Annotated in this window: 17 protein-coding genes; 12 read left to right on the plus strand and 5 right to left on the minus strand. The window is 69.7% G+C overall.

The features are described 5' to 3' along the window. Window positions 1–18 precede the first annotated feature (18 nt). From P3102_RS12125 to P3102_RS12145, 5 genes are read left to right on the plus strand one after another with little or no spacing between them, the layout of a single operon-like run. A complete protein-coding gene (locus P3102_RS12125) occupies window positions 19–459 on the plus strand; it encodes an SRPBCC family protein (RefSeq protein ID WP_276369030.1) in 441 nt (146 codons plus the stop codon). Between the two features lie 14 nt (window positions 460–473). After that, complete coding sequence (locus P3102_RS12130; protein ID WP_276369032.1) at window positions 474–1,652, plus strand: ArsA family ATPase; 1,179 nt, start codon at window positions 474–476, stop codon at window positions 1,650–1,652. Then, the gene (locus P3102_RS12135; RefSeq protein ID WP_276369033.1) at window positions 1,649–2,071 is read left to right on the plus strand and encodes a hypothetical protein; all 423 of its coding nucleotides are present in this window, start codon (window positions 1,649–1,651) and stop codon (window positions 2,069–2,071) included. Before P3102_RS12130 ends, P3102_RS12135 begins: the two co-directional genes overlap by 4 nt. Window positions 2,072–2,087: 16 nt before the next feature. Then, window positions 2,088–3,047: an ROK family protein gene (locus P3102_RS12140; RefSeq protein ID WP_276371116.1), complete on the plus strand. Its 960-nt coding sequence runs from the start codon at window positions 2,088–2,090 to the stop codon at window positions 3,045–3,047. A 4-nt stretch (window positions 3,048–3,051) separates the two neighbouring features. Continuing rightward, a complete protein-coding gene (locus P3102_RS12145; RefSeq protein ID WP_276369035.1) occupies window positions 3,052–3,921 on the plus strand; it encodes an NUDIX domain-containing protein in 870 nt (289 codons plus the stop codon). Window positions 3,922–3,936: 15 nt separating this feature from the next. Here the strand turns inward: P3102_RS12145 and P3102_RS12150 are convergent, their stop codons facing one another. From P3102_RS12150 to P3102_RS12160, 3 genes are read right to left on the minus strand one after another with little or no spacing between them, the layout of a single operon-like run. Beyond that, entirely contained in the window at window positions 3,937–5,079 is a 1,143-nt protein-coding gene (locus P3102_RS12150) for a glutamate--cysteine ligase (RefSeq protein ID WP_276369036.1), read from the minus strand. Window positions 5,080–5,098: 19 nt separating this feature from the next. Continuing rightward, a complete protein-coding gene (locus P3102_RS12155; protein ID WP_276369038.1) occupies window positions 5,099–5,602 on the minus strand; it encodes a hypothetical protein in 504 nt (167 codons plus the stop codon). Further along, the gene (locus P3102_RS12160; RefSeq protein WP_276369040.1) at window positions 5,599–6,369 is read right to left on the minus strand and encodes an alpha/beta fold hydrolase; all 771 of its coding nucleotides are present in this window, start codon (window positions 6,367–6,369) and stop codon (window positions 5,599–5,601) included. Before P3102_RS12160 ends, P3102_RS12155 begins: the two co-directional genes overlap by 4 nt. A gap of 214 nt (window positions 6,370–6,583) precedes the next feature. Here P3102_RS12160 and P3102_RS12165 point away from each other — a divergent pair, with 214 nt between their 5' ends. Next, window positions 6,584–7,345: a lysophospholipid acyltransferase family protein gene (locus tag P3102_RS12165; RefSeq protein ID WP_276369041.1), complete on the plus strand. Its 762-nt coding sequence runs from the start codon at window positions 6,584–6,586 to the stop codon at window positions 7,343–7,345. Between the two features lie 20 nt (window positions 7,346–7,365). Further along, on the plus strand, window positions 7,366–7,851 hold the full coding sequence (locus P3102_RS12170; RefSeq protein WP_276369043.1) for a polyadenylate-specific 3'-exoribonuclease AS: 486 nt from the start codon (window positions 7,366–7,368) through the stop codon (window positions 7,849–7,851). 310 nt (window positions 7,852–8,161) lie between these two features. Here P3102_RS12170 and P3102_RS12175 read toward each other — a convergent pair whose 3' ends face one another. Continuing rightward, complete coding sequence (locus P3102_RS12175) at window positions 8,162–9,238, minus strand: 3-deoxy-7-phosphoheptulonate synthase (RefSeq protein WP_276369045.1); 1,077 nt, start codon at window positions 9,236–9,238, stop codon at window positions 8,162–8,164. A gap of 284 nt (window positions 9,239–9,522) precedes the next feature. Between P3102_RS12175 and P3102_RS12180 the strand changes: the two genes are divergently transcribed. Together P3102_RS12180 and P3102_RS12185 are read left to right on the plus strand one after the other, a co-directional pair. Next, window positions 9,523–10,548 carry a 6-phosphofructokinase gene (locus P3102_RS12180; RefSeq protein ID WP_276369047.1) on the plus strand — a complete coding sequence of 342 codons (1,026 nt, stop codon included), beginning with the start codon at window positions 9,523–9,525 and terminating at the stop codon, window positions 10,546–10,548. Between the two features lie 134 nt (window positions 10,549–10,682). After that, window positions 10,683–12,191: an amidohydrolase family protein gene (locus P3102_RS12185; protein WP_276369048.1), complete on the plus strand. Its 1,509-nt coding sequence runs from the start codon at window positions 10,683–10,685 to the stop codon at window positions 12,189–12,191. Between the two features lie 12 nt (window positions 12,192–12,203). Here P3102_RS12185 and P3102_RS12190 read toward each other — a convergent pair whose 3' ends face one another. Then, window positions 12,204–12,623 carry a hypothetical protein gene (locus P3102_RS12190; protein ID WP_276369050.1) on the minus strand — a complete coding sequence of 140 codons (420 nt, stop codon included), beginning with the start codon at window positions 12,621–12,623 and terminating at the stop codon, window positions 12,204–12,206. 3 nt (window positions 12,624–12,626) lie between these two features. Here P3102_RS12190 and P3102_RS12195 point away from each other — a divergent pair, with 3 nt between their 5' ends. The 3 genes from P3102_RS12195 to P3102_RS12205 all read left to right on the plus strand — a co-directional run bounded on the left by P3102_RS12195 (window position 12,627) and on the right by P3102_RS12205 (window position 15,827). Beyond that, window positions 12,627–13,292 (plus strand): DUF2461 domain-containing protein, encoded by a 666-nt coding sequence (locus tag P3102_RS12195; protein WP_276369052.1) that lies wholly within the window; start codon window positions 12,627–12,629, stop codon window positions 13,290–13,292. Between the two features lie 111 nt (window positions 13,293–13,403). Then, window positions 13,404–14,828: a pyruvate kinase gene (pyk, locus tag P3102_RS12200; protein WP_276369054.1), complete on the plus strand. Its 1,425-nt coding sequence runs from the start codon at window positions 13,404–13,406 to the stop codon at window positions 14,826–14,828. 99 nt (window positions 14,829–14,927) lie between these two features. Beyond that, the gene (locus P3102_RS12205) at window positions 14,928–15,827 is read left to right on the plus strand and encodes an acyl-CoA thioesterase II (RefSeq protein WP_276369055.1); all 900 of its coding nucleotides are present in this window, start codon (window positions 14,928–14,930) and stop codon (window positions 15,825–15,827) included. The last annotated feature ends 147 nt before the right edge of the window (window positions 15,828–15,974 follow it).

Consider the following 15,974-nt stretch of genomic DNA (forward strand, 5'->3'; position numbering starts at 1 on the left):
GCGGCTACAGTCTGGACCATGGCCGAGCAGTCCACGCAGTCCATCGAGGTCGACGCCGAGCCCGCGCGGGTGATGGCCGTCATCGCCGACTTCCCCGCGTACCCGGAATGGGCCAAGGCCGTCCGGGAGACCGAGGTGCTCGGCGAGGACGACCACGGCCGCGCCAAACAGGTGAAACTCACCCTCGACGCCGGGCCGATCAAGGACGTCTACACCCTCGAGTACGACTGGGACGCCGACGGCAACGGGGTCAGCTGGCACCTGGTCAAGGGCCAGATGCAGAAGGCCCAGAACGGCCGTTACGCCCTCGAAGCGCTGGGCGGCGGCCGCACCAAGGTCACGTATACGCTGTCCGTCGAGCTGGCGCTGCCGATGATCGGGCTGCTGCGCCGCAAGGCCGAGAAGATGGTCATGGACACCGCGCTCAAGGAGCTCAAGAAGCGCGCTGAAGCGTCCTGAGTCGAAGGGTAGGCATGCGGATCCTGCTTTTCACCGGCAAGGGGGGTGTCGGCAAGACCACGCTGGCCGCGGCGACGGCGGCGGCACTCGCCGGGCGGGGCAGGAAGACGCTCGTGGTCTCGACCGACCCGGCGCATTCCCTCGGTGACGCCTTCGGCCGCGCGCTCGGCGGCGAACCGTCCGAAGTGGACGATGTCGATGGTCCCTTCGCGGCAGGGAGTACGCCGGGACTTCTGCACGCCGCCCAGATCGACACCCGCGGCCTGGTGGACAGCATCTGGCGCGAACTCCGGCAGGAGTTGCAGACCGCGCTCGCGGGGGCGGGCCTCGACTCGCTCGACGCCGAAGAACTCACCGTGGTGCCCGGCGTGGACGAACTCCTCGCGCTCACCGAGGTGCAGCGTCTCGCCGAGCACGGTCCCTGGGAGACGGTCGTCGTCGACTGTGGACCGACCGCGGAAACGCTGCGCCTGCTGGCTTTGCCCGAAGCCGTCTCCGGCTACCTGTCGAGGATGTTCAAACCCGGCGTGCGGCGGACGGCGGCCGCGGTGCGGCGGCTCGGCGCCCATCTGGAGTCGCTGCGCACCCTGCTCACCGACCCGGCCACCACCACCGTGCGGCTCGTGCTGACGCCGGAACGCGTGGTCGTCGCGGAAGCCCGCCGCACCCTCAGTTCACTCGCCCTGCGCGGGATCGTCGTCGACGGCCTGATCGTCAACCGGCTGATGCCCGCGCCCGGGTTCTGGCGCGGCGCCGCGGCCTCGTGGATGCGGACCCGGCGCACGCAGCAGAACGCGGTCCTCGCCGAGCTCGCCGCCGCCGGTTTCGGACCCGGACAGGTGAGGCCCGTCGAGCACCGTGCCGTCGAGCCGGTGGGCCTCGAGGCGTTGCGGGAGATCGCGTACGAGCTCTATCAAGGGCTGGATCCCCTGGTCGGCAACGAAAAGGGGGTGACCCCGCTGGTGCGGGTGTCCGAATCGGACGGTGGCTACCGGCTGCGGATCGCGCTGCCCCTGCATCGTGACTCCGAAGTGGATCTGGCCAGAGTGGACGATGATCTCGCCGTCACCGTGGACGGTTTCCGGCGGCTGATCGCGCTGCCGGAGATGTTGCGCCCGTGCCGGATCACCGGTGCGGAATCCGACGCGCACGGCCTGGTCGTGAGCCTGGCCGGGAACCGGGGACCCGGGTGAGCGAGAACGAGGAGTACACCGGATCGAAACCGCTCGACCTGGCCGAGGAGATCCGGCTGCTGGTCGAACTCGTCGTCGAGCACGCGGCGCCGTGGCTGGAGGGCTTGATCTCCGCCGGGCACGGCTGCTCGGAACACGACACCGACGGCGGCTGGTGCCCGCTCTGCGCGGTCGTCGGCGTCTTCCGGGGGGAGCGGCCCGACTTCGTGGCGCGGCTGATGGAGCAGGCCGCGCAGCTCGTCGCGCTGCTGCGGGCGGTGCTCGCCGATCGCTGGGAGCCCGAAGGCGGGGTGCACCTGCCGGGGTTCCGGCCGGCGCGGAAGGCGCCCGCGGCCGGAGATGTGCCGGTAGGAGCTTCGCGGGTCCAGCACGTCACGGTGACCAGGCGCGACGCTTGGCAGCCGGACCGGGAGAACTGAGTTGCCGACGGTAGGGGTGGACGTCGGGGGCACGAATGTGCGCGCCGGCGTGGTGGACGAACACGGCTCGCTGATGGACACCGCCCGGGTCGGCACGCCCGGCGGGGAGGACGCGCTCGAAGACGCCATCGCCGGTGTGATCGAAGACCTCCGCAACCGGCACGACGTCTCCGGGGTCGGGCTGGCGGTCGCCGGGTTCGTCGCCAAGGACCGGCGGACGGTGATGTTCGCGCCGCATCTGTCCTGGCGTGCCGCGCCGGTCGCCGAACGGATCGAGAAACGCGTCGGCCTGCCGGTGACCCTGGAACACGACGTGAACGCCGCGGCGATCGGCGAGTACCGCTTCGGGGCCGCCCGTGGTGCCGCTGTGGCCGCGCTGGTCGCGCTCGGTACCGGGATCGGCGCGGGCCTGCTGCTCGACGGCAAGATCTACCGGGGCGCGTACGGCGTCGCCCCCGAACTCGGGCATCTCACGGTCGTCCCCGGCGGGCGGCCCTGCCCGTGCGGCAAGCACGGCTGCTGGGAGCGGTACTGCAGCGGGACCGCGCTGGCCGCGACCGCGATGGAACTGCTCGCCCGGCACCCCGGGCGGTCGACCGTGCTGGCGCGGGAGACCAGGGGCGACCCCGGTTCGATCACCGGCCGCCGGGTCGCCGGTGCCGCCCGCGACGGCGACCCGATCGCCCAGCGCGCGATGACCGAACTGGGCAAGTGGCTCGCCGAGGGGCTGGCCCTGGTCGCCGACGTCTTCGACCCGGAGATCATCGTGATCGGCGGCGGGGTGTCCGAATCGGCGCCGCTGTTCCTCGACGAGGCGCGGGAGCAGTACGCGGGCAAGATCACCGGTGCCGGGCACCGGCCGCTGGCCCGGATCCGCACCGCGCAGCACGGGGACGACAGCACGATCGTCGGCGCGGCGGCGCTCGCCGTCGACGCGGCGAAGGCTCCCGGCGCCGAAGTCGGTGTGACAGGCTGAAGCCGTGACCCGGCAAGACGGCAACGGCTTCGTGAAATGCGACTTCGGGCATCTCCACTGGGGTTCGAACGGCGCCGCCGGGCTGCTGCTGTCCGATCCCGCGCGCGGTGTCCTGCTGCAACGCCGGGCTTGGTGGGTGCATCACGGGCGTACCTGGGCGCTGCCAGGGGGCGCCGTCGAGGCGGGGGAGAGCCCGCGCGAGGCCGCCACCCGCGAGGCGCACGAGGAGGCCGACATCCCGCCGTCCGGCGTCCGCCCGCTGGCGGCTTCGCACGTCGACCACGGTAACTGGCGCTACACCACGATTCTGGCCGCGCCGATCGGCACGCTTTCGGCCAGGGTGAAGAACGCGGAGAGCACGGAACTGCGGTGGGTCCGGGCGGACGAGGTCGCGGGCTTCCGGCTGCACCACGATTTCGCGGTGGCGTGGCCGGGATTGAAGGAACACCTGGATCGCGAACTGGTACTGGTGGTCGACGGCGCGAACGTCGTCGGATCGCGGCCGGACGGCTGGTGGCGCGACCGGCGTGGTGCCGCGGAACGGTTGCGGGACGAGCTCGCGACCCTGGCCGGAACCGGGTTCGCCGACCCGGCGCTCCCCGGCGGCGGCGCCTGGTCGTGGTGGCCGAGGGTCGTGCTGGTGGTCGAGGGGAAGGCGCGGGGCGTCACGCCCGTGCCCGGCGTCGAGGTCGTCGACGCCGAGTCCGACGGGGACTCCCGGCTCGTGGCCGTCGCGCGGGAGGCCCGGTCGGCCGGCCCGGACGACCACGTCGTCGTGGTCACCGCCGATCGCGAACTGCGGTCCCGCGTCGAGGCCCTGGGTGCTTCGGCCTTCGGCCCGGGCACCCTCCTGGGGCACCTCGATCGCGATTAGGTGCCGAATGGCGGCTCAGGGGCGTGCGATCTTCCCGTCCCGCATCTCCGCGATGAGCGAGGCGACCACCGCGCGAAGGCTGCCGTTGTACTGCTTCGCCACCGCGCGCTGACGCAGGTAGCTGGGCCCGTAGGCCAGGATCGTCTCCACCGAGCGCAGTTCGTCGACACAGTCCAGGCGCCGGGCGACCGGTTCGAGCCGGTCCAGCAGGTCGTAGGTGTCGTCGGTGACGAGCCGCTCGTTGCCCGCCGCGTCGAGGATGACGATCGCGTCGACGCCGTAGCGCGCCGCGCGCCACTTGTTCTCCTGGACGTGCCAAGGCGGCAGCGTCGGCAGGATCTCGCCGTCTTCCAGCCGGGAATTGAAATCGTCCACGAGACATTGCGTCAGCGCCGCGATCGCGCCGACCTCCTCCAGCGTCGGCAACCCGTCGCACACCCGCATCTCGATCGTCCCGAAATGCGGGGCGGGCCGGACGTCCCAGCGGATCTCGGAGAAGTGGTCGATCACGCCCGTGGTGAACATGTCGTCGACGTAGCTCTCCAGCTCGGTCCACTTCCGGAACTGGAACGGCAGCCCGGCCGTCGGCAGCTGCTGGAACATCAGCGCGCGGTTCGACGCGTACCCGGTGTCCTCCGCGCCCCAGTACGGCGAAGACGCCGAAAGCGCTTGCAGATGCGGCGCGTAGTTGAGCAGCGCGTCCAGGATCGGCAGGGCCTTGTCGCGATGGTCGATCCCGACGTGCACGTGGACGCCGTAGATCAGCATCTGCCGCCCCCACCACTGGGTCCGGTCGATGAGCTTGGCGTAGCGCTCCTTGTCGGTGACCTTCTGCTGGTACCACGTCGAGAACGGATGCGATCCGGCCGAGAACAACTCGACGCCCAGCGGGTCGAGGACGGAATGCACGACGTCCAGCGACTCGTTCAGATCGGCCTTGACCTCGGCGATCGTGTCGCAGATCCCGCTGATCACCTCGATGGTGTTGAGCAGGAGCTCCTGCTTGATCTTCGGGTGCTCCTCCTCGCCGTCGGGGCGGACGGCGTCGAGCACCTGCTCCGCGACCGACGAGAGCTCACCGGTCCGCCGGTCGACGAGGGCGAGTTCCCATTCCGCGCCGACCGTCGACCGGCGCGAGGGAGTGAAGTCGATCTTCATGATCGGAATTGTCCGGTAGTCAGACCTGCGCGCCGTTGTGCGGGTCCGCGCCGGGCGGCGGCCCCTGGCGAACCCGCAGCAGGAGCAGGGCGATCGCGGTCGCGAGGGCGAGGATGCCGAGCGGTGTGCCGAGCCGCGTGCCCATGCCGATCAGCGTGGGCGCGATCAGGAGCACCAGGCCGAGCACGAAGAACAGCAGGACGACGAAGGCGCCCTTGCGGGGACGCGGCAGGGGAGGCGGCTCGGGTGGCACGAAATGCCCCTCGTCCTCACCCGGCCCGGCGGGGTCGTCCTCGAAGAGGGTCTTGTCCCAGCTCGTGCCGCCGCCTCGCCAGCCCGCTTCGGGTTCGGCGTCCGGCTGCTCGGGCCGGGGTGTCTTCTCGGCGGGCTTTTCCGCCGTCTTCCCGGCCGGTTTCTCCAGGTCGTCCTTCGGGAACAGCCCGACACCCTCCGCACGGAGGTCGGCCACGATCTCGGCGAACGTCGCGTCGACGTCCTCCGGCCCGTCCTTGCCTCTGCTCATCCGGCGTCCACCTGTCCCGCCCGGCGCACGGACCGGGCGAAGTCCACCGTACGCGTGAAGATCAGGCCCGCGTCGTGGTCTTGCGTGGCGACGTGGAAACTGTTCTCCAGCACCACCTCGGTCACGTCGTCGCTGCCGATCCCGTCGAGGATCACCTGGGAGTTGACCGGTTCCACGATGTGGTCGACGGCCGAGTGCAGCAGAAGCACGGGCTGGGTCACCCGACGCAGGTCCGCGCGGGTGAGTTTCCACAGCTTCGCCAGGCTCGCCGCGGCGCGCACGGGCGTCCGCGAGTAGGCCAACTCCGTCTCGCCCGGCTTCGCGATGTCGTTGGCCACGCCCGGCACCGACGGCAGGAGCCGCGACAGGACGGGCAGCAGTTTGGCGTCCCACCGCAAAGTCAGCACCGACGGGTTCACCAGCACGATGCCGGCGATGCGGTCGCCGAACTCCTCGGCCAGCCGCAACGTCAGTGTGCCGCCCATCGACATCCCGGCGACGAAAACCGTGTCGCAGGTCGCGAAGAGCGCCAGCAGCTCTTCGCGGACCGCGCCGTACCAGTCCTCCCAGCCGGTCCGGTTCATGTCCTGCCACCGGGTCCCGTGCCCGGGCAGCAGCGGGCAACGCACCGTGTAACCGGCCTCGGCCAGATGGTCGCCCCAGGACCGCATACTCGCGGGGGTGCCGGTGAACCCGTGGCACAGCAGGAACCCTGCTTCGGTCGAACCGGGGTGAGCGAACGGTTCCGCGCCGGCGAGGACGGCCATGCGATCGCCTTCCGTGAGAGCTGGGTAGGTCTACCATGTTCGCACGACCGGAGCGGCTCGTGGGCCCCCGGCCACTGCCGAAATCAGGCCGGATCGGGTGTGAGATCCGTCGCTGGGTACGGGTAACCTGGTGGACTCCGTTGTGCCAGGGGGGCGCGATTCGTAGTCTTGACCATCGGGCGCGGGGGTCGAGCTGCTAGGAGGAGTTTTCGCAGTGCTGTACTGGCTCATGAAACACGTGTTTATCGGGCCACTGCTCAAGGCGCTGTGGCCCACCGAAGTCGTCGGCGCGGAGAACATCCCCGAAGACGGTGGCGCGATCCTCGCGGGCAACCACCTCGCGGTGGCCGACTCCTTCTTCATGCCGTTGCGTGTCAAGCGTAAGGTGACCTTCCCGGCCAAGTCGGAATATTTCACCGAAAAGGGCTTCAAAGGCCTGCTGAAGAAGTGGTTCTTCACCGGCGTCGGCCAGTTCCCGATCGACCGCTCCGGCGGCAACGCGGCACAGGCCGCGCTCGACACCGCGACCCGGCTGGTCCGTGAAGGGCACCTCCTCGGCATCTACCCCGAGGGCACTCGCTCCCCGGACGGCCGCCTGTACAAGGGCAAGACCGGTGTCGCGCGGATCGCGCTCGAATCCGGCGGGGTCGTGATCCCGGTGGCCATGGTCGGCACCGACAAGGTGAACCCGATCGGCTCGAAGATGTGGTGGCCGCGCCGTCTCGAGATCCGCTTCGGCAAGCCGCTCGACTTCTCCCGCTACGAAGGTCTCGCGGGCGACAGGTTCATCGAGCGGTCCATCACCGACGAGATCATGTACGCCCTCATGGAGCTCTCCGGCCAGGAGTACGTCGACATCTACGCCGCCAAGGCGAAGGAACTGCTCGCCGCCGAGGAGGCGGGGATCCGCCCGAAGGTGCCCGCGCAGCCGTCCGCCAAGGACATCGCCCGTATCCCGGACACCAAGGTCGGCTGAGCCCCCACTAGGGTTCTTTGGTGCGCTTTTTCTACGACACCGAATTCATTGAGGACGGCGTGACCATCGATCTGGTGTCGATCGGTGTCGTGGACGAAAGAGGCCGCGAGTTCTACGCGGTCTCGACCGATTTCGACCCCGGCAAAGCGGGCCCCTGGGTCCGCGACCACGTGCTCCCGAAACTCCCGTCGCCCGCCGACCCGGCGTGGCGCAGCCGCGAGAGGATCCGCACGGACCTGCTCGAGTTCTTCGGCAAGCCGCCCGGCGGGATCGAACTGTGGGCCTGGTTCGCCGCCTACGACCACGTCGCGCTGGCGCAACTGTGGGGCCCGATGCCCGCGTTGCCGCGCCAGCTGCCGCGCTTCACCCGTGACCTGCGGCAACGCTGGGAGGACGCGGGCAAGCCGAAGCTGCCCGCCGCCCCGGACGACCAGCACGACGCGCTGGCCGACGCGCGGCACAACTACCAGCGGTGGCAGATCATCGAGTCGTACTGGCACCGGTAGCCCCGCTCTGAGTACAGAAAGGCCTCCTTCCTGTACTCAGGCCCGCGCGGCGGGAGGCCTACGCGCGGCGCTTGTGACTGGTGATGCCGCTGGGGCTGAAGTGCTGGGTTTCGGTCCGTGAAGGCCTCCTTGAGGGACCCAGAGTCCCTCAAGGAGGCCTTCACGGACGCCGCACCGGCTTCGCGGCATGAGACGCGGGCCTCGGTCCCGTCGCTCGGTGGCCGTGCAAGGAAAGGTCCCTTCCTTGCAGCCGCAGCCGCAGCCGCAGCCGCAGCCGCAGCCGCAGCCGCAGCCGCAGCCGCCGGGACCCCTATCGGCGCGAGTCCACCGCCTCCGCGAGCGTGTCCAGCAGTTCCGCGGTCGTCTCCCAGCCGAGGCAGGCGTCCGTGATCGACTGCCCGTAGGTCAGCGACGAAGCCGAGCCCAGCGTCAGGTCCTGCCGTCCCGCCACCAGGAAGCTCTCCAGCATCAGCCCCGCGATGCCCCGCTCGCCGTCACCGATCCGCCCGGCGAGTTCGCGGACGACCGACGCCTGGCGCACGTGGTCCTTGGCGCTGTTGCCGTGGCTCGCGTCGATGATCACGCGTTCGGGCAACCCGGCTTTCGCCAGCCGCGCCAGCGTGTCCGCCACCGTGGCGGGGTCGTGGTTCGGCCCGGCGGAGCTGCCGCGCAGGATCACGTGACAGTCCTCGTTGCCCGCGGTGGTGATCAGCGCGGCGAGACCATCGGGGTTGATCCCGGCGAAGACGTGGCTCGCGCCGGCCGCGCGGGTGGCGTCGACGGCGACCTGGACGTCGCCCTCGGTCGAGTTCTTGATCCCCACCGGCATCGACAACGCGCTGCACAGCTGCCGGTGCACCTGGCTCGCCGCGGTCCGCGCGCCGATGGAACCCCAGGTCACGGTGTCGGAGATGAACTGCGGGGTGATGGGGTCGAGGAATTCGCAGCCGACCGGCAGTCCGAGCGCCGAAATGGCCAGCAGCAGTTGGCGCGCCCTCCGGAGGCCGTGGTTGACCTCGTAGGTGCCGTCGAGGCCGGGGTCGTTGATCAGGCCTTTCCAACCGAGCGTGGTCCGCGGCTTCTCGAAGTAGACGCGCATGACGATGTGCAGATCGCGGCGGTGTTCTTCGGCCTTGGCGGCGAGGCGGCGGGCGTAGTCGAGCGCGGCGTCCGTGTCGTGCACCGAGCAGGGCCCGACGACGACGAGGAGCCGGTCGTCCCGGCCGTCGAGGATGTCGACGGCCGAGGCCCGCCCGGCCAGGACGGTATCGGCGATTTCCGCCGTCATCGGATGTTCGTGCCGCAGCATCGCGGGCGACAGCAGCGGGTCGATGGCCGCCGTGCGGTGCCCGTCGAGGGCGATCAGGGTGGCAGCGGAGGGAGACATCGCGGGTCTGGTTTCCTTTCACAAGGGATACCGACCCGCGGGAACTCGCCGAGCCGGTGTGATTCCGGCTCGGGGTGGACGCTCAGCGCAGGTTCACGCCGCCGTGCCCACCCGGGGCCGGCTTCGTAAACCAGAAATAGCGCTGCACGGCGCCAAGCTAGCACATCGCGGACGTGGACCGATTCCCGAGGTGGTCCGCCCTGCACCGATCCAGAGAACTCCCGCTACGCTGGCGACGGGACATGTGACTGTCATCTCTACGGAACACAAGACGGAGGCTTCTCATGCGTGTCGGTGTGCTGACCGGCGGTGGCGACTGCCCGGGACTCAACGCGGTGATCCGCGCTGTGGTGCGCAAGGGCATCGAGGTGCACGGCTGGGACGTCGTCGGGTTCCGCAACGGCTGGAACGGTCCCCTCACCGGGGACAGCCGCCCGCTCGGCCTGAACGACGTCGAGGACGTCCTGACCCGTGGCGGCACGATCCTGCGTTCGTCGCGGACCAACCCGTACAAGGTCGAGGGCGGGGTCGACAAGATCAAGGCCGTGCTCGCCGAACAGCAGGTCGACGCGCTGATCGCGATCGGCGGCGAAGACACCCTCGGGGTCGCGAAGCGGCTGACGGACGACGGTGTCGGCGTCGTCGGGGTGCCCAAGACGATCGACAACGACCTCGGCGCCACCGACTACACGTTCGGCTTCGACACGGCCGTCTCGATCGCCACCGAGGCCATCGACCGGCTGCACACCACGGCCGAGTCGCACCACCGTGCCCTGGTCGTCGAGGTCATGGGCCGTCACGCCGGCTGGATCGCGCTGCACTCCGGTCTCGCCGGGGGCGCGAGCGTGATCCTGGTGCCGGAGCGGCACTTCAACGTCGACCAGGTCGTCTCGTGGGTCGAGCGCCGCTTCGAGAAGGAGTACGCGCCGATCATCGTGGTCGCCGAGGGCGCGCTGCCCGAAGGCGGCGAGGAGAAGCTGCTGACCGGGGAGAAGGACGCCTTCGGGCACGTCCGGCTCGGCGGCATCGGCACCTGGCTGGCCGACGAGATCGCCGCCCGCACCGGCAAGGAGTCCCGTGCGGTCGTGCTCGGGCACGTCCAGCGCGGCGGTACCCCGACGGCGTACGACCGCGTGCTCGCCACCCGGTTCGGTCTCAACGCCGTCGACGCCGTCGCCGACGGTGATTTCGGCGTGATGGTCGCGCTGCGCGGCACGGACATCGTCCGCGTCAAGCTTTCGGAGGCCACCGCCGAGCTGAAGACCGTCCCGGTCGAGCGGTACGAAGAGGCCGAGGTCTTCTTCGGCTGAGCAGTGTTCCAGGAGAAGGCCCCTTACTTTGTGCTGACCTCGGGTAAGGGGCCTTCGCTTGCCTTGCGGTGCCGCCAGCGCGGCGAGTTGAATCGGCCACCTGGGGGATTCCGGGTGAAAGGGCGGCGGTTCTCATGGCGGCAGCGGGATCCAGCAGGCGCGAGTTCCTGAGATGGCTGGCCGCCGGCGGGACCGGGGTGGCGCTCGCCGGGCTGCTGCCCGGCACGGCCGCCGCGGACGCTGGCGAGATCGTCGTCATCGACCGGGTCACGCTGATCGACGGCACGGGTTCGGCTCCGCGGCGTGACGTCTCGGTCGTGCTCGTCGGCGACCGGATCGCCTGGGTCGGCGCCTCCGGCCAGATCCCGGAAATGGGTGGGGCGCGGGTGATCGACGGCCGCGGCAAGTACCTCATCCCGGGTCTCTGGGACATGCACACCCACGGCGCGGAACTCGAAGAGATCGTCCCGCCGCTGCATCTGGCCCACGGTGTCACGGGCGCCCGCGAGATGTGGGGGTACGCGGAGAACCGCGCGACCAGGGACAAGATCGAATGCGGCGAGCTGCTCGGCCCGCGGTTCGTGCTGGCGAGCGGGATCGTCGACGGGCCGGTCACGCTCCTGGGCCCGCCGGTGCTCCGGGTGACGACCGCGGCCGAGGCGCGGGCCGCCGTCCGCGCGGAGCGCGCTGCAGGCGCCGAGTTCGTGAAGATCTACTCCTACCTCGGGCCCGACGCCGTGCGAGCGGTCGCGGACGAGGTCCGCCATCAGGGCCTGCGGTTCTCCGGGCACTGGCCGTACAAGCTGTCTCACCTCGAGGCGAGCGACCTCGGCCAGCACAGCTTCGAGCATTTCTTCGGGGTGTCCGTCCACTGCTCGTCCCGGCGTGACGAGATCCTCGCCAGGCTGAAGACGACGCCCTACGACCCCGAGGCGCCGCGCGCCTTCTTCACCTTGGCGCGGCAACTGGAGTTCGATTCGGTCACCACGTACGACCCCGGCGTGGCGCGGGCCTATTTCGGCAGACTGCGGTGCAACGGCACCTGGCATTCACCGACGCTGACGATCAACCGGGTCGTCACCCAACCCGCCGAAACCCGCCAACGCGACCCGCGGCTGAAATACGTGCCCGCGGACCTGCGCGCGAGCTGGGTCAAGGGCATCGAGCTGTTCGCGCCGAAGACGCCGTCGGAGATAGCCCTGCAGGAGCGGTACTACCAGGAGACGCTGCGGCTGGTCGGTGTCGCCCACGAAGCGGGCGTCGGGCTCATCGGCGGCACCGACTGCCTCAATCCGTACACCTTCCCCGGTAGCGGACTGCACGAGGAGCTCGCCTTCCTGGTCGAGGCCGGACTCTCGCCGGTGCAGGCGTTGAAGACCGTCACCGGCGACGCCGCGAAGTTCCTCGGCAGGGAAAGCACGTCGGGCACGGTCACGGCGGGGAAGGAGGCGGATCTCGTGCTGCTGGACGCGAACCCGGCCGCCGACATCCGCAACGTCGCGAAGATCGACACCGTGATCACCCGCGGCCGTGTGCTCGACAGGGCGGCGCGGGAGCGGATGCTCGCGGCCGTCGAGAGCGCCGCGAACCGGCCCGCGACGAACCCCCGGATCCGGTCCCTCGCCTTCCGGACCTGCTGCTGACCCCGCAATCAGTCACCTACTTGCGACGACCGATCGCAAGTAGGTGACTGATTGCGGGGTTGGACGAGCGCGAGGATGGCTGAGAGCGACACGGCGCGGGCGGACGGCCGCGACCGATTCGCCCGCCGGCACCTGCTGGTACGGCGCCCCGGCCCCGGTCGCCGCCCGCGCGGCCCGCCGGAGCTCGGTGAGCGCGTCGTGCTCCAGGATCATCACGCCCGAACGTCCTCGCCGCATCGGGTGCCACCAGGTCGCCGAACCGGCCACCGACCTCCGCGACCCGGCGACGCACAGCTCGTGCGGGAACCACGACAGTCCGGCGACAAGGTCACCTACGTCAAGAGCGCCGATGTACATGAAGGCCCCCTTCCTTGCGCCCAGGTACAGGAAGGGGGCCTTCATGTACTCGTCGGTGGCGGGGATTAACGTCACCGCATGGGTTTCGAGGGTTTCGGCGAGTACGCCATCGACTTCTACGACGGTCTCGAGGCGGACAACTCCAAGTCCTATTGGGATGCGAATCTCGCCACCTACAAGGCCGACGTCCGTGCGCCGATGGAGGCGTTGCTCGCGGAGCTGGTCCCGGAGTTCGGTGACGGTTTCGGGGAGGGAAAGGTGTTCCGCCCGTATCGCGACGTCCGGTTCGCCAAGGACAAGACGCCGTACAAGACCCATTGCGGCGCGGTGATCGAGCAGGGCCGCGGCGGCGGCGCGTACTACGTCGAAGTCGGCCCGGCCGGGCTGCGTGTCGGTGGCGGCTGCTTCCACTTCGAGTCCGATCAGCTCGCCCGCTTCCGCAGGGCCGTCGACACCGAACTGCGCGGTGTCGAACTGGCCAAGCTTCTCGCGAAGCTGGAGAAGGCGGGCTGGGAGATCAAGGGGGACAGGCTCAAGTCGAAGCCGCGCGGATTCGCCGAGGACCATCCCCGCATCGACCTGCTGCGGTACCGATCGGTGTACGCCGTCCGCGGCTGGGAACCGGACGACGTCCTGCACGAACGGGGCTCGCTCGACCGGGTGCGCAAGGCCTGGCGGCAGGTCCGCGCGTTCAACGAGTGGGCCCGTGACCGGGTCGGGCCGAGCGAGAAGCCGCGACGATGACCTCCCCCGGGTTGATCGGCGGCCGTCCCTCGCCCAGGTGAACTGACACTTTTCTTGAACTTTCGGTATCGGTACAGACGTATCCGCGATGAGGGACTACGCTGTGCGAACGTGAGCCGACGCGCGAAGATCGTTTGTACCCTGGGCCCCGCGACCGCTACGCCGGAGAAGATGCGGCAACTCGTCGACGCCGGGATGGACGTCGCGAGGATGAACTTCAGCCACGGGACGCACAGCGACCACAAGCAGGTCTACGACCTCGTCCGCACCGCCGCCGCCGAATCCGGCCGCGCGGTGGGCATTCTCGCCGACCTCCAGGGCCCGAAGATCCGTCTCGGCACCTTCGCGGGCGGTCCGGTCGAGTGGCACAACGGTGACATCGTGCGCATCACCGTCGAGGACGTCGCGGGCACGCACGACCGCGTCTCGACCACCTACAAAGGACTCGCCGACGACGCGAAGCCCGGCGACCGTCTCCTCGTGGACGACGGCAAGGTCGGCCTCGTGGTCAAGCAGGTCGAGGGCCCGGACGTCGTCTGCGAGGTCACCGAGGGCGGTCCCGTCAGCAACAACAAGGGCGTTTCCCTGCCGGGGATGGACGTCTCCGTGCCGGCGCTGTCCGAAAAGGACATCGAGGACCTCGAATTCGCGCTCGAACTCGGCGTGGACTTCATCGCGCTGTCGTTCGTCCGCTCGCCCGCCGACATCGACCTGGTCCACCAGGTGATGGACCGGGTCGGCAAGGGACGTCTCCCGGTGGTCGCGAAGATCGAGAAGCCCGAAGCGGTCTACAACCTCGAAGCCATCGTGCTGGCCTTCGACGCGGTGATGATCGCCCGCGGCGACCTCGGCGTGGAACTCCCGCTGGAGCAGGTCCCGCTGGTGCAGAAGCGCACCATCCAGATCGCCCGCGAGAACGCGAAGCCGGTCATCGTCGCGACGCAGATGCTCGAGTCGATGATCAACAGCTCCCGCCCGACCCGCGCCGAGGCTTCGGACGTCGCGAACGCGGTGCTCGACGGCGCGGACGCCCTCATGCTTTCGGGCGAGACCAGCGTCGGCCGCTACGCCATCGAGGTCGTCCAGACCATGGGCCGGATCATCGAGGCCGTCGAGACCGACTCGCCCGTCGTGCCGCCGCTCTCGCACGTCCCGCGCACCAAGCGTGGCGTCATCTCCTACGCCGCCCGTGACATCGGCGAGCGGCTGAACGCCAAGGCGCTGGTCGCCTTCACCCAGTCCGGCGACACCGTCCGCCGCCTCGCGCGGCTGCACACGCGGCTGCCGCTGCTGGCGTTCACGCCGGAGGAGAGCGTCCGCAGCCAGCTCGCGATGACCTGGGGCACCACGACGCGGATCGTGCCGCAGGTGGGCTCCACCGACCAGATGATCCAGCAGGTCGACCACGCCATGCTCGAGATGGGCAGGTACGCCAAGGGCGATCTGGTGGTCATCGTGGCCGGTTCCCCGCCGGGGACCGTCGGCTCGACCAACCTCATCCGGGTGCACCGCCTGGGCGAGGACGACCACGCCTGACGTTCGTCGCCCCACCGGAGTCGTCCCGAAGGTGGCCTTCGCGACAAACGCCCCGCCTCATCCGGGACCGGCACACCCTTACGGCCTAAAGTCCACGGCATGACTGAGATGGCCAGGGAAGCCGCGGCCGGTTTCGACGACGCCGGCGGAGTGGGCGGACAGCCCGTGCTCGACCGGCTGGTCGCGTTGCTGGACTTGGAAAAGATCGAAGAGAACATCTTCCGCGGTGTCTCGCCGGCCCACTCGCCGGTGCGGGTCTTCGGCGGGCAGGTCGCCGGGCAGGCGCTGGTCGCCGCCGGCCGCACGGTCCCGGAGGAGCGGAAGGTCCACTCGCTGCACGCGTACTTCATCCGCGGCGGCGACCCGAGCGTCCCGATCGTCTACGAGGTCGACCGTATCCGCGACGGCCGCTCGTTCACCACCCGCCGCGTCGTGGGCATCCAGCACGGCAAGGCGATCTTCTCCCTGTCCGCCTCGTTCCAGAAGGACGAGGGCGGCATCGAGCACTCCGAGGTCATGCCGGACGTCCCGGACCCGGAGTCGCTCCCGACGCTGCAGGAGCGCGCCGAAGGCTACTTCATGGGCCATCTCGACCGGCCGCGCCCGATCGACCTGAGGTATGTCAACGATCCGCCGTGGGTGACCAGGAAGTCGGGCGAGCGGCCCGGCAGGAACCAGGTCTGGATGCGGGCCGACGGCAAACTCCCGGACCAGCGGCTCCTGCACGTCTGCGTGCTGACCTACGCCTCCGACATGACCCTCCTGGACTCGGTTCTCGCGCGCCACGGCGTCTACTGGGACCTCGACAAGGTGATCGGTGCGAGCCTCGACCACGCGCTCTGGTTCCATCGCCCGTTCCGGGCCGACGAATGGTTCCTCTACGACAGCGCGTCGCCGACGGCTTCGGGTGCCCGCGGGCTGGCGACCGGCCGGTTCTTCGCCGCGGACGGAACGCATATCGCCACTGTCGTCCAGGAAGGCCTTCTACGGGTGGTGTGAACGGTGACGTTCCGCATCGGAGAGTCATCTTGTCAACCCTTTAGAGGGAATGGCGAAACGCATTGACATCTGGAGCCAGAGCATTACGGAATGATGGCCGCAAACGGAGGGCCGGAACCGATCGGGGGACGGCTCCGGCCCTGCTCC

The organism is Amycolatopsis sp. QT-25 (genome assembly GCF_029369745.1).
In the GTDB taxonomy this organism is placed as follows: Bacteria; Actinomycetota; Actinomycetes; order Mycobacteriales; family Pseudonocardiaceae; genus Amycolatopsis.